21 protein-coding genes are annotated in these 22,896 nt (G+C 44.2%); 1 reads left to right on the plus strand and 20 read right to left on the minus strand.

Features of this window, described 5'->3' with window-relative positions; translation table 11 throughout:
• Window position 1 precedes the first annotated feature (1 nt).
• The 4 genes from FED51_RS18450 to FED51_RS18465 form a co-directional block, all read right to left on the minus strand.
• A complete protein-coding gene (locus FED51_RS18450; RefSeq protein WP_053430269.1) occupies window positions 2-1,330 on the minus strand; it encodes an ATP-dependent helicase ComFA in 1,329 nt (442 codons plus the stop codon).
• Window positions 1,331-1,421: 91 nt separating this feature from the next.
• Complete coding sequence (locus FED51_RS18455) at window positions 1,422-2,273, minus strand: DegV family protein (RefSeq protein ID WP_053430268.1); 852 nt, start codon at window positions 2,271-2,273, stop codon at window positions 1,422-1,424.
• Window positions 2,274-2,403: 130 nt separating this feature from the next.
• The gene (locus tag FED51_RS18460) at window positions 2,404-3,114 is read right to left on the minus strand and encodes a response regulator (RefSeq protein WP_083445448.1); all 711 of its coding nucleotides are present in this window, start codon (window positions 3,112-3,114) and stop codon (window positions 2,404-2,406) included.
• A 34-nt stretch (window positions 3,115-3,148) separates the two neighbouring features.
• A complete protein-coding gene (locus FED51_RS18465; RefSeq protein WP_010899757.1) occupies window positions 3,149-4,282 on the minus strand; it encodes a sensor histidine kinase in 1,134 nt (377 codons plus the stop codon).
• 366 nt (window positions 4,283-4,648) lie between these two features.
• Here FED51_RS18465 and FED51_RS18470 point away from each other — a divergent pair, with 366 nt between their 5' ends.
• On the plus strand, window positions 4,649-5,290 hold the full coding sequence (locus FED51_RS18470) for a YigZ family protein (protein WP_053430267.1): 642 nt from the start codon (window positions 4,649-4,651) through the stop codon (window positions 5,288-5,290).
• A 178-nt stretch (window positions 5,291-5,468) separates the two neighbouring features.
• Here FED51_RS18470 and FED51_RS18475 read toward each other — a convergent pair whose 3' ends face one another.
• The 16 genes from FED51_RS18475 to FED51_RS18550 form a co-directional block, all read right to left on the minus strand.
• The gene (locus FED51_RS18475) at window positions 5,469-5,993 is read right to left on the minus strand and encodes a pyroglutamyl-peptidase I (protein ID WP_338035668.1); all 525 of its coding nucleotides are present in this window, start codon (window positions 5,991-5,993) and stop codon (window positions 5,469-5,471) included.
• 3 nt (window positions 5,994-5,996) lie between these two features.
• Window positions 5,997-6,953 carry an RNA polymerase sigma factor gene (locus tag FED51_RS18480; protein ID WP_053430266.1) on the minus strand — a complete coding sequence of 319 codons (957 nt, stop codon included), beginning with the start codon at window positions 6,951-6,953 and terminating at the stop codon, window positions 5,997-5,999.
• A 96-nt stretch (window positions 6,954-7,049) separates the two neighbouring features.
• The gene (locus FED51_RS18485) at window positions 7,050-7,529 is read right to left on the minus strand and encodes a GyrI-like domain-containing protein (RefSeq protein WP_053430265.1); all 480 of its coding nucleotides are present in this window, start codon (window positions 7,527-7,529) and stop codon (window positions 7,050-7,052) included.
• A gap of 64 nt (window positions 7,530-7,593) precedes the next feature.
• A complete protein-coding gene (locus FED51_RS18490) occupies window positions 7,594-8,496 on the minus strand; it encodes an AraC family transcriptional regulator (protein ID WP_053430264.1) in 903 nt (300 codons plus the stop codon).
• Window positions 8,497-8,676: 180 nt separating this feature from the next.
• Window positions 8,677-9,894, minus strand: a complete 1,218-nt coding sequence (locus FED51_RS18495) for an ISL3-like element IS651 family transposase (protein ID WP_138090941.1) — start codon at window positions 9,892-9,894, stop codon at window positions 8,677-8,679.
• A 187-nt stretch (window positions 9,895-10,081) separates the two neighbouring features.
• A complete protein-coding gene (opp4A, locus tag FED51_RS18500) occupies window positions 10,082-11,914 on the minus strand; it encodes an oligopeptide ABC transporter substrate-binding protein (RefSeq protein ID WP_138090944.1) in 1,833 nt (610 codons plus the stop codon).
• A gap of 18 nt (window positions 11,915-11,932) precedes the next feature.
• Window positions 11,933-12,841 carry an ABC transporter permease gene (locus tag FED51_RS18505; RefSeq protein WP_053430262.1) on the minus strand — a complete coding sequence of 303 codons (909 nt, stop codon included), beginning with the start codon at window positions 12,839-12,841 and terminating at the stop codon, window positions 11,933-11,935.
• 22 nt (window positions 12,842-12,863) lie between these two features.
• Window positions 12,864-13,832: an oligopeptide ABC transporter permease gene (gene opp4B / locus FED51_RS18510; protein WP_010899765.1), complete on the minus strand. Its 969-nt coding sequence runs from the start codon at window positions 13,830-13,832 to the stop codon at window positions 12,864-12,866.
• Between the two features lie 15 nt (window positions 13,833-13,847).
• Window positions 13,848-14,774, minus strand: a complete 927-nt coding sequence (locus tag FED51_RS18515; protein WP_053430261.1) for an ABC transporter ATP-binding protein — start codon at window positions 14,772-14,774, stop codon at window positions 13,848-13,850.
• Window positions 14,761-15,783, minus strand: coding sequence for an ABC transporter ATP-binding protein (locus FED51_RS18520; RefSeq protein WP_053430260.1), 1,023 nt, complete (start codon window positions 15,781-15,783; stop codon window positions 14,761-14,763). The genes FED51_RS18515 and FED51_RS18520 overlap by 14 nt, the downstream gene beginning before the upstream one ends.
• Before the next feature lie 181 nt (window positions 15,784-15,964).
• On the minus strand, window positions 15,965-16,423 hold the full coding sequence (locus tag FED51_RS18525; protein WP_010899768.1) for an Lrp/AsnC family transcriptional regulator: 459 nt from the start codon (window positions 16,421-16,423) through the stop codon (window positions 15,965-15,967).
• Between the two features lie 665 nt (window positions 16,424-17,088).
• The gene (locus FED51_RS18530; protein ID WP_010899769.1) at window positions 17,089-18,009 is read right to left on the minus strand and encodes an ABC transporter permease; all 921 of its coding nucleotides are present in this window, start codon (window positions 18,007-18,009) and stop codon (window positions 17,089-17,091) included.
• Window positions 18,010-18,022: 13 nt separating this feature from the next.
• The gene (locus FED51_RS18535; protein WP_134230024.1) at window positions 18,023-19,024 is read right to left on the minus strand and encodes an ABC transporter permease; all 1,002 of its coding nucleotides are present in this window, start codon (window positions 19,022-19,024) and stop codon (window positions 18,023-18,025) included.
• A gap of 65 nt (window positions 19,025-19,089) precedes the next feature.
• A complete protein-coding gene (locus FED51_RS18540; protein ID WP_053430259.1) occupies window positions 19,090-20,763 on the minus strand; it encodes an ABC transporter substrate-binding protein in 1,674 nt (557 codons plus the stop codon).
• Between the two features lie 51 nt (window positions 20,764-20,814).
• Window positions 20,815-21,783, minus strand: coding sequence for an ABC transporter ATP-binding protein (locus FED51_RS18545; protein WP_053430258.1), 969 nt, complete (start codon window positions 21,781-21,783; stop codon window positions 20,815-20,817).
• Window positions 21,776-22,765 carry an ABC transporter ATP-binding protein gene (locus FED51_RS18550; protein WP_053430257.1) on the minus strand — a complete coding sequence of 330 codons (990 nt, stop codon included), beginning with the start codon at window positions 22,763-22,765 and terminating at the stop codon, window positions 21,776-21,778. Before FED51_RS18550 ends, FED51_RS18545 begins: the two co-directional genes overlap by 8 nt.
• Window positions 22,766-22,896: the final 131 nt, after the last annotated feature.

Raw genomic sequence — 22,896 nt, forward strand, 5'->3', positions numbered from 1 at the left:
GTTAAAACCCCTCCCGATTCATTTGTTGTAGCTGCTGTCTGCAACGCTTCATTGCCTTCGAGACACCGTAATGAAAAAAAGCAATATCGCCAGTGGGATGTTGATGACTGCGCCCCACTCGGCCACTGATTTGCACGAGCGCAGCTTCTGAAAAAACCGAATGCTCTGCTCCAAGTACAGCCACTTGAACACGCGGTACCGTAACACCACGTTCAAGAATCGTCGTCGTCACGAGAAGCTTGGTCACTCCATTACGAAAGCGAGTAACCTTTTCATGCCGATGTGGATCTTCCGCATGCACAGCATCATGAATGTAGCCAAGCTGTTTCAAGGCAACACTTACTTGTTCGAGAACTGGAATGGAAGGAACGAATAAAAACACAGGCTTACGGTGGTGCTTTTCAAGCCAAGCAACCAATTTAGATGGTAACTTCCGTCGCATAACCTTTTTTCGCCAATTTCCTACCCAAACAAAAGAGGGCAGTGGCAGTGGATGACCATGATATCGAGTCGATACTTTGGTGATTCTCCTATTTTTTTGCTCGAGCAAGGAGCGGGATGGGGTAGCGGAAAGATAAAGGATAGGAGCAAGAGGCCTGCGAGCTTCGTTCACACTTAGCTGAAGTGATTGATCACAAGAGAAAGGGAAAGCATCCACTTCGTCAACGATGACAAAATCAAAGGCTTTTTTAAAACGGAAGGTTTGATGGGTCGTGGCGATAACGAGCTGGGCGGGATGAAACACCGATGGACTATCACCATATAATGCGGTGATGGTTATAGATGGGAATGCTTGTTTGAACCTAGGATATAGCTCTTTTACGACGTCCACTCGCGGAGTCGCAAGTAAAATCCGTTCACCAGTAGCTAGCGATTGAGCCACTGCGTCAAACACAATTTCTGTCTTTCCAGATCCGCAAACAGCCCAGATAATGTGATCCTCTTTCTGTTTCCAGTACCGCACAGCTTGCAGTGAGGCGTGCCGCTGCCCATGCGAAAGCGTTCCTTTCCACTGCAAAACATTCGAATGCGAAGGAAATGCGTAAGGCTCCCCTTTCCAGCGAACGAGCTTTCGACAAGCGGTCACCCGACCGAGCATGAGACAGTTGCGGCAATAAATACAATGACTGTTCCCGCACCAAGCGCAAGGGGCGGTGGCAAATAACTCACGATGTTCGTTGCAACAGCGCCTGCAATGATAGCGTCCATTTTCTGTGATGATAGAAGGTTCCGTGATTACGTCTTTGTTTGTAAGGAATTCAGAGGGGACTTCTGATTCAAGAAGAAGGCGACCTGCGAGGAAAGCTTGCGGGGTGACTTGTTCAGTCAATCAAAATCCTCCTTTTTCTCATTGTAACGAATGGTGGAAAATAAAAAACACTCCCACCTTGTGTGATGACTGAGTGGGAGTGTTTTCTACGTTATTTTTCAATATACCAAGATAGCCCTATACTACCTTCACCGAGGTGGGTACCGATCACTGGTCCGAAATGGCTAATGCTTACATCTACATGGGTAAATTGACTTCTGATCTCATCCGCCAGCTTTTCTGCTCCGTCCAATCGATTCGCATGAATAACAGTCGCTTTAACTGATGAGGCAGAAGACGCTTCTTCAGCAAATAGTTCTTTCACTCTTGCCCATGCTTTTTTCTCAGTGCGTACTTTTTCTAGCGGCACGATAGAACCGTCTTCGAAGTGAAGAATTGGCTTGATTTTCAACAAGCTCCCAACAACAAGCTGGGCTGCATTTAATCGACCACCGCGATGAAGATGGCTTAAATCATGCACAACGAATAGCGCATTCGTCCGTTTCTTCACCTCATCTAAATGGTCGATGATCGTTTGTGGATCTGCTCCTTCTTTCACGAGCTTGGCTGCCTCTGCGACAAAATTGGCTTGAGGCTCGCAGCTGATACCAGAATCATAGCCGATAACCTCGATGCCTTCTACCATGCTTCCTGCCGTTAAAGCGGATTGATACGTTCCACTAATTTTACTGGAAAGATGAATCGAAATAACGACTTCAAACCCTTCTTTCGCCAGCCGTTCAAACGTCTCAACAAACAGACCGACAGCTGGTTGGGAAGTGGTTGGAAGCTTCTCCTCATGCTTCAGCTTTTCATAGAAGTCCGCGCTAGATAGCTCCACTTCCTCTTGGTAAGCTTCTTCACCAAAGACAACGCTAAGCGGAACGACCTTGACTCCTAATTCTTTTGCTCTTTTTGGGCCTAAATAGGCTGTACTATCCGTTACAATCGCTATTTTTGTCATCACGAATCCTCACTTTATCGATTCTCTGACCGCCCTACATAAAAATGTAGGGGGGCGATCTTGTCTTTTTTACTGTACCTTTAATTGAAAGACCTTTCAAGAGGGCGTAATGAAGCGATCGCTTTTTGGATTAACGTACTTTTACCCAACCGTTTTTGATCGATTCTACTACCGCTTGTGTTCGATCGTTTACATTCATCTTTTGCAAAATATTTGAAACATGATTTTTGACTGTTTTCTCACTAATGTATAGAGCTTCACCAATCATTCGGTTGCTATAACCGTCAGTCATGAGCTGTAGCACTTCACATTCACGACGAGTTAAAATGTGCAACGGCTTGCGATATTCGACTTCTTTAAAGCCGATTTCAGAGCTTTCTTGTTCATCTTCATTTACTAGACGACGGTATTCCTTGATGAGATTATGTGTCACCTTCGGATGAATGTACGCCCCGCCTTGCGCTACGACTTTTACTGCTTCAATTAGAGCGTCGGCGTCCATTTCTTTTAATAGATAACCGGAAGCTCCCGTTTTTAATACATGAGTGACATAGGACTCATCGTCGTGAATCGAGAGAACCAATACCTTTACGTCAGGGTACCTTTGAATTAAATCTCTTGTCGCTTCAACACCATTCACCTTTGGCATGTTAATATCCATAAGGATAACATCTGGATTATATTTTTCTACTAGTTCAACAGCGTTTTCGCCGTCTTCTCCATCAGCCACAACCTCAAATTCTGGCTCCATGGCTAGGATCCGTTTAACCCCTTCACGGAATAGTTGATGGTCATCAATGATGACAATTTGAATTTTGTTTTCGTTTACTTGCTCGTTCAATTAAATCACCCTCCAATTTTTGCACCTACGCAGTCTATTCTTCGGTTGTGATAGGAATGGAAATGATGATCGTTGTTCCATCGTTTGGCTTCGTTCGAATGACAAGCTGGCCTTTCAACATGTTGACCCTCTCTTTCATTCCAACTAAACCAAATGACCCTTCCTTTTTCTCGGTTTGATCGAATCCTTTTCCATTATCTTTTATCACGACAGTGAATTTCGTTTTCTGCTCTTCGATTTTCACATGGACATGTGAAGCTTTTGCATGCTTTCGTGTGTTTTGTAACGCTTCCTGAACAAGGCGAAATAGTGCGATCTCCACATGCTCTGGGAAGCGCTCTCCTTTTCCTATGTGTTTAAAATCAACAAATATTCCCGTATGTTCTTCAAAGGTTTTTACATACTTCTTCAATGTTGGAATGAGTCCAAGGTCATCAAGGGCCATCGGCCGTAAATCATAGATAATTCGCCGGACTTCAGCAAGAGAAGACTTCACCATCTTGCGCAAATCACGAATTTCCTTTAACGCTTCATCAATGCCTTTGTCGTGATAAATGCGCTCAACCAGTTCTGAGCGCAATAGAACATTCGCCATCATTTGAGCAGGTCCGTCATGAATTTCCCGGGAAAGCTTTCGACGTTCTTCCTCTTGAGCTTGAATAATTTGTAGACCAAACGCCTGCTTTTCCCTTGCATCCTCAAGTGCTTCTCCAACTTGACGAAGATCTCCTGTAAGAAAGTTGTAGACAACGGTCATCTGCCCAACTAATTCTTCCGCACGCTCGATGGTATCTTTTAGATTCAACAATCGGCGTTCAATTGCATCTCTTCGATCCCGAAGCTGCTGTTCTTCTTGCTGGAGCAATGCTAGCTTCACTTGGAGCTCATTGGCTTGCTCGTACACTTTACGTATCTCTTCATTTGAATATCTATGAAATTGCTTACTCACTTCAGCCAATCGATTGCGTGCAAATCGAGCGTGTACTTCCGCCCGGTCCGATTGGTCTATAATCTCTGCAACTTTCATGCGGACTTCTTGCAGTTCTTGTTCTAGAGAGACGTACTCATTTCTAGATTGCTCACTAATTTCAAAGATCTGTTCTCTACTTTTCCCTACAGTATCTAGCGTTTTATCAATAATCTTATCTAATGTTTGAGGATCAGCCACTTGAACCACCAACCTTTAAAAGGCATGGAGATGAAAAAGGCATTCGTTTTCCCATGTTATCTTTCGCGAGCAAGAAAAAAATTCCCTTCTTTTTTTCTCATTTTTATAAATGAATCCTTCGACATCCACGAATTTGCCTAAGCCTACGGATTTCGCTATCATTAAGTTTACACGAAAGACACGATAATAGGTAATGGTCACCATGCAAAATCGTCCACTTTTCTTATGGCGTCCCGCTTGCCTTTTAGTCACCTAAAGATAGTATAGTCTATTTACACTATCAAATGAACAGCTTCAGCTTATCACGACAATATTACACCATTATTTCTGCCATTTGTAAAACTGTGAAATTTGGAGGAGATTCTGATGCTAACATCTTATTATACAGTGAAGGAATCAGGAATACACGAAATTTCGATCCAAAAGTCTAGGTTTATCGCTCATCTTTCAAGAGCTACCTCTGAAGAGGAAGCCATCGAATTCATCGAACAAATTAAAAAAGAGCACTGGAATGCGACTCACAATTGCTCTGCTTATTTAATTGGTGAAAACGATCAAGTCCAAAAAGCAAACGATGATGGAGAACCGAGCGGTACAGCCGGAGTACCAATGCTAGAAGTATTAAAAAAGCGCCGGTTAAAAGATACGGTCGCTGTCGTCACACGTTATTTTGGCGGGGTTAAATTAGGGGCTGGTGGTCTCATTCGTGCATATGGTTCTGCAGTAAGTGAAGGTCTAAATGCCATTGGGGTCGTCGAGCGGAAACGAATGCAAGTAATCCATACGAGCATTGACTATCATTGGCTTGGAAAAGTTGAAAACGAGCTTAGACAATCTCACTATCTATTAAAAGAAATTAGTTACCTAGAAAATGTAGACGTTCAAACATATGTACTTGAAGCAGAGGTTGAATCCTATTGCGAATGGATGACGAACCTGACAAACGGACAGGCAGCATTTACCCATGGAGCGATTGAATATTTAGAGGAAGACGTCCCGAATCCTTAGAAAAACTTCACTTGTCGCCAACGGGGACTTATGGCTTATCTCTTACAATGATAAGAAAGGTTAAACAGGCTGATCACAATCGATGATCAGCCTGTTTCCTACAACTCTTTGATCATAAGTGTAACCGCACGAGTGAGCTCCTTTAGATCCATAGAAGGAAGCGAGTGGTGCTGTGCGGCTAATTCCTTGCTGGCCGGCACATGGACAAAGCCTGCAGCCATTGTTCGCTCCCTTTTTCATGCAAATAATCAAGCATTTGATACATGACATGGTTGCATACGTACGTCCCTGCTGAGTTGGAAATTTCCGCAGGGAAGCCCTCTTCATTTAATCGCTGAATAAGCCGACGAACTGGCAAGGTTGAAAAATAAGCAGCGGGGCCTCCCTGGCGGATCGGTTCATCGACAGGAGCGATCCCGTCGCGATCCTCGGGGCCACTATTAATGTTGATCGCTACCCGCTCTGGCGTGATCTTGCTTCGTCCAGCAGCCAATCCGAGCATGACCACTGCAGTCGGCTGTACGGTCTGAAAATGGTGCAGTAGCAAGTCCCCACTCTCCCGAAATGAGACAGGTAGGATGGCCCCTCTCACTTCGTATTCTCCAATTTTTCTTCCGTCCAATTCCTTCACAATGGCTTCTGTCGGATTGATAGAATAATCGAGAAATGGTTGAAAGCCTGTCAAAAGGATTATGTTACCCATCTATTATTCTCCCTCGTCTAAAGAATGGCGCCAATGCACAGCCGCTTTATCTAGCTGCACTTGAAGTTGCAGCTCCTTTGCTGCTTCTATAAGCAATTCCTTACAAAAATAGTAGCTCTTATGGTAGACAATTTTTCCGTTTTCAATCTCTTGAAACTGAATATCGTGAATGAGTGGGCCAGCTTCACGATCGACTAACACCACAAGGACTGGTTTTCCCCAAAGGAAAAAGGGCACAGCTCGGAAGCCTGGAAGGCCGTGCTGCATCGACCCTTTCTTCATTTCTTCCTTCGAATATTCTTGGAATCCAAGGGAAGCATCGATATGGACCTCATCACTCATCAAATCAAATAATTGGCTAAGATCCCCTGCATTAAATGCTTGCACATATTGTTGAATCACTTCGCTTTGCTCAGGCAATGGCCGCCCATTGGAAGAAAGCTCCTCTAGAGAGGAGGTTTCCTTTAATTTTTTTCGTACGCGACTTGATGTGGCGTATACTCCGTTCGGCGTGGACCGCACCATACTCGCCACTTCTTCCGCTGTAAATGCAAATACATCTTTTAATAGAAAAACAGCGACCTGCCTAGGGGGAAAGAGGGTGAAAAGCCGAGTAAATGCTTGCTCAAGCTCTAAATCGTACGAAAACTCCTCAACTGGGCCTTCCATCTCATCCACAGTACCGACAATCCGCTTCGCCTTGCGACACTGATCGATCCACGTATTGGTCGCAATTCGAAATAAATAGGCTTTCGGATTTGTTGGTTGCCACCGTTGATATAAGCTACCAAACGCCTTCACCAACGCCTCTTGATAAAGATCTTCCCCGTCCCATGGCGACCCAGTCAAATAACGACAAAACCGCCATAAATCAGATCCCACATCCTCTACAAGCTGTTGATACACTTCTTGTAGCTCTCTTGACTTTTCGATTAACTCACCCGTTTTCTCAAAACCCAATCGAACACCTCCTCACCGATTAGACCCGTTATAAAATAAGGATCATTCAATAAACGTATTAACCGTTAAAAACCTTACACACGAGTGGGAAAATTATCAGTTAGCTTTTAACGGAAAATAGATATCACACTCAGAATTGTCTAATTCCGGACTAAAGCGGTGATCGTCATATCCTTCAAGCCAGTAGTTATCCGAGTCTTTCTCATATCCCGACTCTTTCAGTGATTTCAGCGCGGCAACCACCGTTTCGCTAAACTTATTTTGTGGCCCTTTATGGGTGAACACTGCATAGCGGCAGGTCGGCAAAATAATCGTTGCCATCCCCTCTGGAACCTTTGTAAAGGAAGAGACTTCAACTGCTGCATAATACGTAAAATCACGCTCTCGGTCTTGAACGATTCCAAATGATAAATCGTCTTGCACAAGATGATCAATCTCAGACACTCGTTGATTGAACGTTTCCCATAGCATTCCAATCTCATTCATACGAGCGTAAGGGCCTTCCAACTTAAAACCTATCATTTTTCGTTCATTCTGTTCGACAATCGTAAAAGGCAAAAGCTCATTTGTGTTCATTGTAAATGCAACCTCCTCTTATCATCTACAATGACTCTACCTCCTTTTTCCTTGTTCGTTTTGATTATTTTTGCGATGATTGCTTGTCCCTCTTTTTGATGGGCGTCCAAATTTCAACTACCACTTCGTCATCCTCTTTAGGTTCCCGTTCATCGTACACTTCCATTTCTACGCCAAAATGAGACTGATACGGGCTAGAGGGTAGCCATGAACCGTAAATATAATTTGTCAAAGCCGAAAGCTGGTTCGCAGCCCCTTTATAGTGGAAGCTAGCATATGTCCCCCCTTTTATTTCTTTTTGTATAAAGCCTTGTGGAATGTTCACATCGCTGGCCTCGACTTCAACGCAAGCCATATAGGTAAAATGAGACCCATCGCTTGATGGAGAACTAATGCCATAACTGACAAATGGGTCGACTCTTCGTTCAATTTCATGAATGCGAGCTTCAAATTGATGCCACAAGGTAGGAATAGCCACCAGTGTCGATTGTTCACGGTCAGATCCTCCTGGTAAACTCAATCCTTCTAGCTGTAACCCCACAACTTGTAAAGGCTGTCGCGTCACAATATAAGGCTTGTGATTACTTGTGGCGTTAACTGGAAACGTCTTCACCGCCCAATAAGGGTCGATCAATTGGACGGGCGGACGGGCTTGACGATATTTCCCCGGCAAAACATTAAACCATTGCTTGAACGCACGGGTAAACGCCTCTTGACTCTCATATCCGTATTCAAATGCGATATCAATGATTGACGCTTTCGTCTCTAGCAAGGCATAGGCCGCCTTTGTTAACCGCCGACGTTTGATATACTCGCTCATCGTACAGCCAACAGTTGCCTTAAACAATCGGTGAAAATGAAAATAAGAATAAGATGCATGGGCCGCTACTTTCTCCAACGATATGGGCTCATGAAGGTGTGTTTCGATATAGTCAATTGCCCGTTGAACGGATTGTATGTATGACATTTTTCTCCCTCCTTTTTATATTTTCTAGAAAATGTTAACCTTTTCTATTAGCGATAAAGCTAGCTGCTGAATAGCCATACTATTTGGCTAAGTGATAGTAGTTTTCTTTAAACATGACCCTTTTCTAAAAATGTTGGTTCTTAGTCAAATGTTGGGGTGGCATAGGAGGGCGAGCCCCTCTTATCCTACCCCGAATGTCTGATGTTTGAATGGATGATGCAAGAGAATACGGTTTCGCAAGCGATCATAACGCCGAAAACCAAAGGCATTTCTCTTAATCACCTTCGTTTGATTATTCAGTCCTTCAATAAAACCATTGTTTAAGCCAAACGCGAGGCTATTCAAGATCTCGGTCTGCCAGTTCTTCAGCGTCTGAATGGCTCGGTGGAACTCCTTTAACGGGCTCGCCTCCACTCTTCGGTAAAAGGCGTAGAGCCCTTGTTTCACCTCGCTCATTCGTCCTTCCCTTCCTTGCATCTTCGCTTCTTGATACCACTGACGAAAATGTTCTTTTAGCTCATACGCTTCCCTTAAATCAGGGGATAGCTCTAAGTACCGCTCCACCTTCTTCTTTTCCTTATCATCCAGTCCTTCTCTCTCTTTCTGAAACAGATGTTTGATCCGTTTACATCGTTTTCGATGATACGGATGGAACGCTTTTTGCACTCGGCGGCGAACCCCTTCCAGAGCCCAGTAGATGTAACGACAGAAATGGAACGGATCCCCAATGATGAGCGGGTGGCCTAAGGCCTTTTGAACAGCCGACTTGAAGGTATAACTTAGATCCATCACGACTGTTTTCACATGATGACCCTTCTCTTGAAGATATCGTTTAAGCGTATCGGCTTTACGATCCGGTAAGATATCCAGTGGCTTCCGTGTATCTGCATCCGCAATGATCACTTGATATTTCCCCGCATTCGTATCCCCTTTGTAATCATCAATCGCAATCCGAGGAGGAAGGTGATCCACCTTCTTCACGAGGGGGGCCGCCAATTGATCAAACCGGCGCATGGCAGTTGTCACGGACGTTTGGAATTGATTCGCTGTGTCCGTAAAGTTCTTCCCTTGAATGAGCCGTAAGCGAAACGCTTGATTCCATTCCACTGTCTGACGCTGATATCGCTCTACAAAACAGGCTTTCTCCGCAAACCGCTTCCCGCATCTGCACGCGTACCGGCGCTTTCGATAGAATAGATACACCCACCGTTCAAAGAGCTTGAGATGTTGAACTTTTTGGATGCGGTCATCATGGATTCTCTCGGTTCTCTCCCCGCAGGATGGGCAACGATGAGGCGTTCGCGGCATTTCTACATGGAGCGCGATAAAGCCCTCTCGTTCCTCCATCTTTGTGACCTTCACACCTTTTAATCCGGGCAAATCCATGGTAAAATTCATCGTACACGCAGCTCCTATCCTTTCTTTGTTTCTCGACAATTCAAGGATAATGGATAAAGGAGCCTGCGTGCATTTTTTTTGCCCTCTTTTGTGCAAAAACCCCAACATTTATTGTAGAGCCAAAATGTTCAACACAAAACCCCTCTCTTCCTCTCATGGAGGGAAGAAAGGGGCCTTATCAAACATGTTACTCAGCGACAACCGGCTCTTCTTGCGTAATACCTAATTCATGGCGATACACACCGTGTCCATCGCCGATCGCCCAATTCACGATCCGTTTGTTCACTGGAACAATCTCAGAACGGTAAAGAGTTGGAATGACAGGGACTTCATCGACCATTAGCTGTTGCCACTCTTTGTAAATCTCTTGACGCTTTTCTACGTCAAATGCTTCTTCGGATAGAGCCTCCGCTAGAAGACGGTCGTTTTCTTCACTTGACCAACGAGTGTAGTTAAACGGTGCCCGGCGTCCATAAAGACCGCTCGGATCAACATCAATACCGACACCCCAAGCCGCCTGATAAATATCAATGTCTGGATCATCCTCTTCAATTCGATCGTAGAAAGCATTGAACTCATGAAGTCGTCCGTCAAGCAATTGAACTTTCAAACCGACTTGCTCCCACGCTTGAATGTAATATTGCGCTATTGGCTCGGCAATGTCTCCACCAGACATGGCTGCGAAGTTAATGACAAGCTCATTCCCCTCCAGATCTTCACGGAAGCCATCACCATTCACATCTTCATAACCAGCTTCATCTAACAATTGTTTCGCTAACTCTGGGTCATATGCGCGACCTGGATTCGTGTCATCGTGAAATTCTGGATGTGACGGCGGAATTAATGTCGTTCCGGCCCAACGTAAGCCATGATAGAAACGCTCACCTACCGCATCGTTGTCGATCGCATGCCACATCGCACGACGTAAGTTTACGTCCGCCATTTTTGCATCTGGATCTGTCTTCACTTCACCATCTTCCCACGTCCCAAGCTTAAAGCCAATGTACGTATACGCACGATCCACCACTCCGAGCCAATCTAAGTTCGACGTGTCGGCATTGTCTGGGAATTGGTCGGCTGGGAAGCTATGAACGAGATCAACTTCTCCGCTGCGAAGTGCCTGCATGACAACGTTCGGACTCACTATTTTTACGACAACTTCATCGAGATTTGGCTCCCCACGCCAATAATCTTCATTTTTTGAATAAACGACAGACTCTCCTGGGACAACGTTTTCTACTTTAAACGCGCCGAAGCCAATCGGGTTTTGACGAACCTCTGGAGAGGAAGAAATGTCTTCAATGTCCATATCACCAAAAATATGCTTTGCTAATGGATAGTACCAAACACCACCAGTCATGAGAGACGGCGTTGCTTCTTTGTACGTAATTTTCAACGTTTTTTCGTCAACCACTTCAATTCCGGAAATATGATCGGCTTCCCCGTTATGATACTCTTCAATTCCTTCTACGTTGCGAAGTGTATCATCAAAGCGGATACCGTCATAGTTCGGATGAGCAATGACTTCGTGAGCAAACGCCCAGTCTTCCGCCGTAACCGGCTCACCGTCATGCCAATTAACGTTATCACGAATCGTGAACGTGAACGTACGGCCGTCCTCGAAAATCTCATAGGTCGCTGCACCGTCCTGAGTCATAACATAGTTTTCATCCCAATCGATTAACGCATCATCAAACCACCGCAAAACTTGATAATCGGGATTGGATTGATAAAAGTTATAGTTTAAAATCCCTTCAAACGGTGAGTCTAACACGATCCCAAACGTGATCGAACCCCCATCTAAAATTTCTTCACCATCTGCCGCTTTTACATTTGTAAAATCATCAATCGAATAGAGACCGTCTTCACTACCTGCTGCTTCTCCATCGTCTGTTTCCACATCTTCTGTTTCACCATCTGCATCTGGCTCAGTCGTTGCATCATCGCTACTGCAAGCCGCCACGAGCGCTAGTAGAAATACGAGAAGCATTGCTAGTAGCGCTTTAGGAAATTTCCCCATCAGTATTACCTCCCTTTTTTATCCTCGTCTTTGTCTTGCGTCCGTCGCACGCTTAAGCGCTTGACCGACATTATTTATACTCAACATCAATACAAAAATGAGTATTGCTGCTGGTAACCAAATCCACCATCGATGCTCTAACGTTTGTGGGTTCGTCGCATAGCTGATCAACGTCCCTAAGCTTGGTGTGCTTTCAGGAAACCCGAACCCTAAAAATGAAAGACCTGATTCAATCCCAATGTTGGCTGCCAAATTAAGCGTCATCGTCACGATGATTAATGAACTTAAGTTAGGTAACACTTGGGTAAACATAATTTTTAAATCAGATGACCCTAACGTTTTCGAAGCTTGGACGTAATCGAGTTCCCGCTCTCTAAGTGCCTTTGAGCGGATCATCCTCGCAATCCCCATCCAGAGAAACAGCGTCATGATCAACGAGAAGGATACAATGCTATATTTCGGCACGAGGGCAACGAATACGATAATAATCATTAAGTTTGGCAAAATCATAAAGAAGTCAACCGCACGCATAAAAATGTTATCGATCGTTCCCCCGTAATAACCTGAAATAAGACCAATTAAGATGCCAATCGTTCCGCTCATCAATGTGACAAGAAGACCGATTGTGATCGAATTTCGCGTTCCAATAATTAACTGACCGAACACATCACGACCCCCATAATCTGTCCCGAGCCAAAAATCTGAGGAAGGTGGCTGATGGATCTCAAATAAATCAACCTTAACGATCTCGTTTTGATCGAGAAAGAGGGAAATGCCGTACACAAAAGCCATAATTAACCCAAGAAAGATGAGCGACCCTAATGCCACTTTATCCCGGACTAATTCCCGCCAAAGAATCGATAAGCCAGATGGGCTCTTTTCATAAGTTGGTTGTTGTTGCACGCCTTGTTCTGGTACATTTTGCACAGTTGTTCACCTCATTTCTGCCCTATTTGATCTTAATCCGTGGATCGACAATGCTTAGGATAATGTCAGATAAGAGCGCACCAAGAATTGAGGCCACCCCGAACAAGAGCACCATCGTCGTCACGACACTGTAATCACGCTGCATAATCGAAGACAAAAATAGCTGTCCCATCCCTGGATAACTGAAAATCATCTCTACAAAGATCGTTCCGCCAATTAACCCTGTCAGCTCATAGCCGAAAAACGCTGCGATCGGTAATAGCGAGTTTCGCGGCAAATGCTTCAAGTAAATTCGCCGCTCTGACGCTCCTCTTGCTCTAGCCGTTCGAACGTAATCACTCTGCTTTTGGTCAATTAATTCGCTGCGCAAATATTGGACCGTAGATACGGTTGTAATGATGGCAAGGGAAAAGGCAGGCAGCAGCATATGATTGATTTTACTTAACACATAACCAAACGTTCCCGGCTGTGCGTGTGGACTAACTGAACCACCAGTCGGAAACCAACCGAGCTGAAATCCGAAAAGAAAGAGCATTAATAATGATGTAATAAAAACGGGCGCAGCAAACCCGACGTATGTATATCCCGTAATGGCACGATCCAACAGTGTATCGTTATACCGTCCACTTAAAAGACCAAGCGGGATCGCGATCATATACGTCATAATCAACGTTAATAATGAGAGCCAAATCGTATTCCATATTCGGTTATCAATGACCTCTGTCACCGGAATCCGCTGCTGATACGAGTCACCAAAGTCTCCTTGCAGTGCATTTCCTACCCAACGTACGTATTGCACATACCACGGGTCATTCAACCCATACCGCTCCCGCTGGGCATCGATGACTTCTTGACTAATATTCGGATTCGATTGATAAAAACCAGTTAACGGATCCCCCGGCATCGCTTGTGCGATCATAAACACAATGACGCTGAGCAAAAACAACTGGGGAATCATGATAAAACATCTTCGAATAATTAATTTCCACATGTCTCTTCAACCTTTCTAAGGTAGGGCCACCTTGTGTGTATCGGAAATTGGCTTTAAGGCATATGCAAGACCTTCATCATCAAAATAGTTAGAGGCGTTCGACTGGAACTCTTCCTTAACCTCTGCCCGAAGCTGTGTGTGCTTATCGCGGTTTTTTGGATCCATGTCTGGAATGGCTGCGATCAACCGCTTCGTATAAATGTGCTGCGGTGATTCATAAATATCATCTCGTACGCCCTCTTCTACAAGACGTCCTCGATACATAATCCCAATGCGATCACACATATGGCGGATGATGCCTAGATCATGGCTGATAAATAAATACGTTAAATTAAACTCTTTCTGAATGTCCTTCATAAAGTTCAGAACCTGTGCTTGAACAGAAACATCAAGGGCTGACACAGGTTCATCAGCAATAATGAGCTTCGGCTTTAACGCAATCGCCCGCGCAATTCCAATTCTTTGCCGCTGTCCCCCAGAAAACTCATGCGGGTACTTGAAGATGCTTTCTCGGCTTAAGCCGACAATTTCAAGCAATTCTTCGACTCTTTTACGCTCCTCAAGTTTTGATAGGTTCTCAAAATTCCGGAGCGGCTCCGCGATAATATCGAGTACTCTCTTTTTTGGATTAAGTGAAGAATACGGATCTTGAAAAATCATTTGTATGTTGCGGCGAATGTCATTTTTCTTCTTTTTTAGCTGCTTCGTTATATCCTGGCCATCAAATAAAATGTGACCAGCCGTCAATTTATTCAGCCCAATGATCGCACGCCCCGTTGTCGTCTTCCCCGATCCCGACTCTCCTACTAAACCATAAGTCTGTCCTTCCTCTAACTCTAGAGAAACACCATCAACCGCTTTGTTGTAACCAACCGTATGCGGAATGACGCCTCCTTTGATCGGGAAGTGAACTTTTAAGTCTTCTACTTTAAGAAACCCCATTTACTTCCACCCCCTCTTCTGCCTTTGGGAAGTAAAAATGCTTATAACATGTACAACGAACGAAATGGCCTGGCTCAACTTCATGAAGCTCCGGATGATCCTCATGTACTGATTCACTTAGCCATGGAATTCGATCCTTAAAGCGGCAGCCTTTTCGCGGCAAGTTTTGCAAAGCTGGTACGATCCCTTGAATAACGTGAAGCTTTTCTTGATCGTTTGATTCTGATGGTACTGAATATAACAACGATCGTGTATACGGATGCAGCGGACGCTCGAACAGCGTGAAGACATCTGCAATTTCAACAATTTGACCCGCATACATGACTGCGACCCGATCCGCCATCTCGGCCACCACACCGAGGTCATGCGTAATTAAAATAATTCCAGCATGTATCTTTTCTTTCAAATCACGGATCAAGTCTAAAATCTGCGCCTGAATCGTGACATCCAATGCCGTTGTTGGTTCGTCGGCAATCAAAAATTCGGGCTCGCATGCAATCGCAGCAGCGATCATGACACGTTGTCGCATCCCTCCTGAAAGCTCATGGGGATATTGTTCATAAGTTGATTCAGGTCTAGGGATACCAACAAGATTTAATAGGTCAATGACTTTTTTCTTCCGTTCCGCTTTCGTAAGCGACCGATGAAGCAAAAGCGCCTCACCGATTTGCTCCCCAATAATCATCAGTGGGTTTAGAGCGGTAAGAGGATCTTGGAAAATCATGCTCAGTTTGTCGCCACGAATTTTATTCAACTTAGAAACCGGTAGTTTGACGAGGTTTTCACCTTTAAAGTTAATTTCGCCTTCAATTTTTGTTCGTTCAGGGTTATGTAAGCCCATGATCGTATTTGCTAACGCACTTTTTCCCGAACCTGATTCCCCAACAATCGCCAAGACTTCATTTTTATTCACATTTAATGTGACATTATCAACCGCTGCATAAAAGTCATCTTTAATTTGAAACGCAGTGGTTAAGTTGCGGATTTGCAACAATGCTTTTTTGCTCAACGTTCTCACCCTGCTTTTTTAAAAGTAGTAAAAATGTTAAACGGTATTTATGTTTTCCTTTGTCTCAATACGTTAACTTCGCTACGAGATTCGTTATTTCCTACGAGACCTTTTTCGCGATTTCGACTTCTTTTGCGCGATGGCTTTAAAGCCTTATCGGATTAGATCTTGCCACTGCCCACTATTCTTGGTTGTTAATATACGAGAAGGAATCCTTGTACTGTTTTAGTTCAATGCTCACATCGGCAGCAAGAATTCCATCAATTTTCGATAATTCTTTGTTAACAAAATTGACTAAATCTTCGTTATTTTTAAAATATGCTTGTAAAATAAGATCATGGCGACCGGAAAAGGCACCGACAAACCGTACTTCAGGATATTCATTTAACTTCGTTGCAATTGTCTCTTGTTTTCCTAATTGTGTTTTTATCCCGATAATCGCCTGCACGTTTAAGCCGATTTTGTTTGGATCCATATGAATGATGAACTCAAATACTCTTTCTTTAAGCATTCGATTAATTCGCGTCCGAACTGTCCCTTCACTAACATTGATCCTCTTAGCAATATCTGTATACGAACGTTTTCCGTTGTCTTGAAGAAGCTGTAAAATTGACATATCCACATCATCAAGTTTAACCATCTGCATTCCCCTTGTTTTGTAGAATCAACTAGGATATTTAATTTTTTTGACGTTTTAGCGTCATTTTCACATTATTTTTTGTAAAATTCGTAAATTGTTATCGCTATTATAAGCCATCCATTTTCCGATTTCAATATTCTTTCTTTTTAAAATAATTTTTCTTTGCTAAATTATCTCACATGTACAACCCAATAGTAAAGCGCTTACATTGTAGAATAAGGTCATATCATGTCAAAACTAACTTATTTTCGTTTAAATTGATTCATTTTTTTACGAAATAATTAATTATTTCGTATTACAATCAATTGATCATGTTAGAAAAAATACTTTTCTACTATATTTCTTTACCTCTTTGATGAGATGAAGGCTTTTTTAAATCAATCCCAAACTTCAACTAAGTCCTTAGGTCATATATTTAGGAACAAAAATGGAAGAATCAGAGAAACGTCTCTTTTTCATTCCGCTACATAATCCCCCACCACCCCATAGTCCTATTCCCTTCATATGTAGAAAGTCTATTTCTTTTACCTTTCATCTCCCCCAAAATCAAGTAGACTTGCCGTTTAACAAGTGTAAATTCCCATTTTCGTTCCATCTCGTTATTCTGTCCTAACAGGAAATTGAAACAAAAAGCCGTACCGAAGCGCGTTCGATACGACTATAAGCTAGTTTTTCATTTTTGGATCTAGCGCATCCCGTAATCCATCACCGATCATATTAAAGCCAAGGACGACAAGCATAATTGACATTCCAGGGAATATCGCTACCCATGGAGCGGTTTGAATGTAAGCTCTAGAATCTGCTAGCATTTTCCCCCATTCTGCTAAAGGTGCCTGTGCACCAAGTCCAAGAAACCCTAATGCAGCAGCTTCTAATATGGCTGTACCGAAACCGAGCGTCGCTTGAACGATAATCGGCGACAAACTATTCGGAAGAATGTGGTGAAATAAAATTCGGCTGTTTTTCATTCCTTGGGCTCGAGCCGCCATTATAAATTCTTCCGCCCGTAAGCTAATGACTTTTGAGCGAACAAGCCTGCCGAAAATCGGGATATTCACGATTGCTATGGCGACCATTGCGTTATGAAGGGATGGACCTAAAATGGCTACAATAGCAATGGCTAATAGGATACTAGGAAAAGCCAGCATGATATCAAAGATACGAGAGATAAGCATGTCAAGCCATCGTCCATAATATCCGGCAAGTACACCAAGCAGCGTCCCAACCAACAAGGCTCCGGCCACTGCGAAAAATCCTACTTGTAGCGACAGCTGTGCGCCATATGCAATTCTCGTAAACACGTCTCTCCCTAAATCATCGGTACCAAACCAATGTTCAGCAGAGGGAGACTGTAAGCGACTGGCTGCATCATATCCGTCAAAGGAATGCGTCGTGAGCAGAGGCGCAAACAAGGCAATGAAAAGAAAGAAGCAAACGATCACGATACCGGTCATAGCTAATTTGTTTTTTCTTAGCTGCCTAAAGGCATCACGCCAAGGAGATATAGCCTCCCCTTTCGCACTTTGCTCGTCTGGTGGTTTTTGAGAGGGTGTCATCGCTAAGCGAAGAGTGGTTTTTCGTTCCATAGTCACTCCCCCTTCAATATTTAATTCTCGGGTCAATATAGGAGTACAGTAAATCGACAATTAAGTTAATGACGACAAACATAATGGCCACGACTAAGATGCCTGATTGAATGACAGGATAATCGCGATACGTGATCGCTTCATAAATGTAACGTCCAATGCCCGGCCAACTGAAAATCGTTTCTGTTAAAATAGCCCCACCAAGCAAGACACCCGTTTGCAAGCCAGCAACAGTAAGCACAGGAATCATCGCATTTTTTAACGCATGCTTATAAATGACCACAAACTGACTTGACCCTTTCGCATGAACGGTCCGAATGTAGTCTGAACGAAGTACTTCTAGCATGCTAGACCTTGTCATTCGGGCAATGATTGCCATCGGAATCGTTCCGAGGGCGATGGCAGGCAGTACAAGGTGTTTTAATGCTACATGCACGTGATCCCACCGCCAATGAAGAATGGCATCCAGCACATATAGACCGGTAATCGATTGGATCGGATCACGGGGGTTGTCTCGACCAAAAGCAGGGAACCACCCGAGTTCCTGAGCAAAAATCCATTGTTGCATGAGCGCTAACCAGAAAATCGGCATCGACACCCCGAGCAGAGCAACGAGCATGCAGGCATAATCAAAAAATGAATGCTGTTTCCATGCGCTTATGATTCCTGCATTGACACCGACAACGACTGCGAAGAGCATGGCAAAAAACGTCAACTCCAACGTTGCCCCTAGATAAGGAACGATTTCCTCGGAAATTGGAGCCCGTGTCCTTAAAGATGTGCCAAGATCACCTGTTAGCAAATCCCGTACATAATACCCGTACTGCACGAGGTATGGCTCATTTAATCCAAGTCGTTCCTCCAGCTCTGCTACCGCTTGGGGACTTGCTTGCTCGCCTAATATCGTTTGCGCCGGATTTCCTGGAATCAAATGAACAATAGAGAACGTAATGATGGTCATGCCTATGAGTACAGGAATGAGCAACATCACCCTATGCAACACATACGTCCACACTAGATCAACCCCTTTCTTTCAGGAAAAAGGGTGTAGAGGAAATTCCCTCTACGCCCTCCGACACATTACTCGAGTAGCTGCACTTCATCCAACGTTTCGCTTGTAGATGGATGCGGAATGTAATTGACCACGCGAGAACTCCCTGCTAAAACAGGAATCGAGTGAACGAGCGGTACCATTACTGCATCCTCATGAATCATTTCTAATGCTTCAAAATAGAGTACTTCCCGCTCATTAGGATCTACCGTCTTTTTCGCCTGATTCAAAATCTCATTGACATCCCCTTCATCATAGAACGAACGATTTCCACCAGGAATGGCATCCCCGTGCAGTAAGTTTGATAAGAAGTAGTCAGGGTCACCATTCACTCCAGACCAACCGAGCATAAACATGTCATGCGCTCCTTTTTCCGTCTCCTCTAAATAGGTCGCCCAATCTCTCGTTTCGATTTTGGCTGTAATCCCTACATCGGCCAAATTTGATTGAATTGCTTCTGCTGCACGCTGCGGATCTGGCATGTACGGTCTAGCCACCGGCATTGTCCATAATTCGAATTCAAATCCTTCCTCATAGCCTGCTTCGGCTAATAGCTCACGGGCTCTCTCTGGATCATATGCATAAGGATCGATCGCCTCATTGTAGCCTAAGTAGCCAGGTGGAACTGGATTTTTTGCTGGCTCTGCTAACCCGTTATAAAGGGCTGTGATCAAAGAATCCTTGTCGATCGCATGATTAATCGCCTGCCTTACAAGCGGATCATCAAATGGTTCTTTTTCAACGTGAAAGCCTAAATAGCCAATATTGTTCGTCGCCCGCTCAAACAGAACAATTGAGTCGTCTCCCTCCACCTGTGCCACATCATCAGGATTGAGACCGTCCATAATATCGATTTGTCCTGATCGTAAGGCTGTAAGACGTGCAGAATTGTCAGGAATCACTTGAAATATGATTTTGTCTAGCTTCGGATGACCCTCTTTCCAGTACTCTTCGTTCTTCTCTAACACAATCGAATCATCCCTCGTCCAGCTAACGAACTTAAATGGCCCTGTACCGACTGGATTTTCATTTATGGCCGCACCATATTCTTCAAAAGCAGCTGGTGACGTCATCGCAAAATAGCTCATCCCCATGTTTTGTAAAAAGGACCCGAGAGGCTCGCTTAAAACAAACTCAATCTCATACTCATTGACAACATTGATTTCTTCAATGACATGACCTGGGTCGCCTTTAAACCCACCAAATTGAGTCCCATACACACTATAGTTGTAGCCTTCATCTACATAAGCGTACGGGTGGTCTGGATCTGCCCAACGTTCAAAGTTTACTTTTACTGCTTCTGCATTGAATGGCGTCCCATCATGGAAGGTGACTCCTTCCTCCAAATAAAACGTATAACGAAGACCGTCCTCCGACATATCCCAGCTATGAGCTAAACCTGGCCCAATTTCAAAAGAATCTCGTTCAAATTCAATCAACGTTTCAAAAATTTGCTTCGTGACGCGAGACGACTCCCCATCGGTTACACTTGCATAATCGAGACTGACCGAATCGCCTCCTCGTGCGAAAATCAACGTTTGATCTTCAGCAAGCCCTTGCTCAATCCCTTCCTCTGACATCTCCTCTTCATCCACTTGCCCCGGCTCCTCTTGAGAAGCGTCATCCTTGCTGCTGCACGCACTCACAACGACGAGTAATGACGCAATCATGACGAAGAGCCACCTTAAATGCATCCCTTTCATGAAAGATCCCCCTTTTTCTTAATGTTTCATGCCATCTGCCATAGCCCGACGCTATTCGTACAAATGGCAAGCAACATAATGACCTTTTTCCTTCTCGTGCAAGCTTGGTCGTTTTATCTTGCATACGTCCATACAGTCAGGACAGCGCGTATGGAAAGCACACCCCTCCGGCGGATTAGACGGGCTCGGTACATCTCCTTTTAAAAGGATTTTTTCTTTTGCTGTATCTGGATCAGGTACGGGAACCGCCGATAAAAGAGCACGTGTATACGGATGCTTTGGATTTTCAAATAATTGATCTTTCGTCGCCATCTCTACCATTCGACCGAGGTACATCACAGCCACACGGTCGCTTATATGCTTAACGACACTCAAATCATGGGCAATAAAAATGTATGTTAGTGCAAATGTCTCTTTGAGATCGGCCATTAAGTTTAAAATTTGCGATTGCACCGAGACATCAAGTGCAGAAACAGGCTCATCACAAATGACAAGCTTCGGATGAACGGCTAATGCACGGGCAATTCCAATTCGTTGTCTCTGTCCCCCGCTGAATTGATGGGGGTAACGAGTAGCGTGATCCGAGCTCAAGCCAACGGTTTCGAGAAGTTCTTCAACCCTTTCAAGTTGTTCTTTCTTCGTACCGATCTGATGAACGATCAACGGCTCACGAATGATTTTTTCAATGGTATGACGGGGGTTTAGCGAAGCGTAAGGATCTTGAAAAATGATTTGCATGTCACGGCGTCGTTTTCGCATGTCACCTTCAGATAAGGCAGTGATCTCCGTACCAGCAAAGTAAACCTCACCGCTCGATGGCTCAATCAATCGTAAAATGGCCTTCCCAGTCGTTGATTTTCCGCATCCCGATTCGCCAACAATGCCGAGCACTTCCCCTTCATATACAGAAAAGGAGAGATTATCAACAGCCCGTACCTCGCCCACTTTTCGGCTGAAAAAACCGCCATTGATATCAAAGGACTTCGTCAGGTTTTTCACTTCTAACAAAGGCTTACCCAACCTCATCCCCCCTCTCTTCATAAAGGAAGCAACGACATTGGTGACCTGTAGCTACTTGCTGCAGCTGCGGTGCAGTCGTCTTGCAGCGCTCAAAAGCCACTTCACAGCGCGCCGCAAACCGACAGCCGTGTCCGACGGTTCCAGGCTTAGGGACCACTCCAGGAATTGAGTAGAGTCGCTTCGACTGTTCATGAATTTTCGGTAATGACTTGAGCAACCCTTTTGTATATGGATGTTTAGGATGTTTTAAAATCATCCTGACATCCCCTTCTTCAACGACTTGTCCTGCATACATAACAACCACACGGTTGCATAACTCAGCCACTACCCCTAGGTCGTGTGTAATTAACAAGATGGCGGTATCATGCACTTCATTCAAATGGCGCATTAAATCAAGAATTTGCGCTTGAATGGTTACATCCAAAGCGGTCGTCGGTTCATCTGCAATAAGCACTTTTGGATCACAGCACATCGCCATCGCAATCATGACACGTTGCCGCATGCCGCCTGACAATTGGTGAGGATACTCCGAGGCAATCTCATCTGCTCTTGGGATACCGACCCGTTCGAGCATCGTCACGGCTTGTTTTCTTGCTTCCTGCTTGGTCATTTTACGGTGGTTGCGAATCGCTTCGATGAGCTGATTTCCGATTGTAAACAATGGATTCAATGAAGTCATCGGCTCTTGGAAAATCATCGCAATGTCATTTCCACGAATTTGTTTCATACGCTTCGGTGAAACTTGTACCAAGTCTTCTCCTTTAAAATAAACGTGACCCGACATAATTTTTCCTGGCGGATTCGGCACGAGTTGCATGATCGAGAGGGAGGTCACACTTTTCCCGCAGCCCGATTCACCAACGATTCCAATGATTTCCCCTTGATGCAGCCGCAAACTCACGCCATCTACTGCCGGTACTTCACCTTGATCTGTAAAAAAATGAGTCCGTAACTTGTCTAACTCTAAAACAACATCCGGCATCAATCATGCCCCCTCACCAACAAACGATTGTTGGACAAAAATTATTTTTGTTTCACATTATGATTCCTGAAACAAAATCAGAACTTTTTTCGTTCTATACTGGGGAGGTTCTAGATAAAAATATCAGTGTC

Source organism: Halalkalibacterium halodurans, assembly GCF_005671335.1.
Classification (GTDB): domain Bacteria; phylum Bacillota; class Bacilli; order Bacillales; family Bacillaceae_D; genus Halalkalibacterium; species Halalkalibacterium halodurans.

Coding starts and splice junctions, on each gene's coding strand:
- opp4A (WP_138090944.1), bottom strand. CDS start 11,914: ATGGGGAAATTTCCTAAAGCGCTACTAGCAATGCTTCTCGTATTTCTA.
- FED51_RS18470 (WP_053430267.1), top strand. CDS start 4,649: ATGCTAACATCTTATTATACAGTGAAGGAATCAGGAATACACGAAATT.
- FED51_RS18485 (WP_053430265.1), bottom strand. CDS start 7,529: ATGAACACAAATGAGCTTTTGCCTTTTACGATTGTCGAACAGAATGAA.
- FED51_RS18490 (WP_053430264.1), bottom strand. CDS start 8,496: ATGTCATACATACAATCCGTTCAACGGGCAATTGACTATATCGAAACA.
- FED51_RS18455 (WP_053430268.1), bottom strand. CDS start 2,273: ATGACAAAAATAGCGATTGTAACGGATAGTACAGCCTATTTAGGCCCA.
- FED51_RS18540 (WP_053430259.1), bottom strand. CDS start 20,763: ATGAAAGGGATGCATTTAAGGTGGCTCTTCGTCATGATTGCGTCATTA.
- FED51_RS18530 (WP_010899769.1), bottom strand. CDS start 18,009: ATGGAACGAAAAACCACTCTTCGCTTAGCGATGACACCCTCTCAAAAA.
- FED51_RS18515 (WP_053430261.1), bottom strand. CDS start 14,774: ATGGGGTTTCTTAAAGTAGAAGACTTAAAAGTTCACTTCCCGATCAAA.
- FED51_RS18550 (WP_053430257.1), bottom strand. CDS start 22,765: ATGCCGGATGTTGTTTTAGAGTTAGACAAGTTACGGACTCATTTTTTT.
- opp4B (WP_010899765.1), bottom strand. CDS start 13,832: ATGTGGAAATTAATTATTCGAAGATGTTTTATCATGATTCCCCAGTTG.
- FED51_RS18495 (WP_138090941.1), bottom strand. CDS start 9,894: ATGAATTTTACCATGGATTTGCCCGGATTAAAAGGTGTGAAGGTCACA.
- FED51_RS18475 (WP_338035668.1), bottom strand. CDS start 5,993: ATGGGTAACATAATCCTTTTGACAGGCTTTCAACCATTTCTCGATTAT.
- FED51_RS18525 (WP_010899768.1), bottom strand. CDS start 16,423: ATGGTTAAACTTGATGATGTGGATATGTCAATTTTACAGCTTCTTCAA.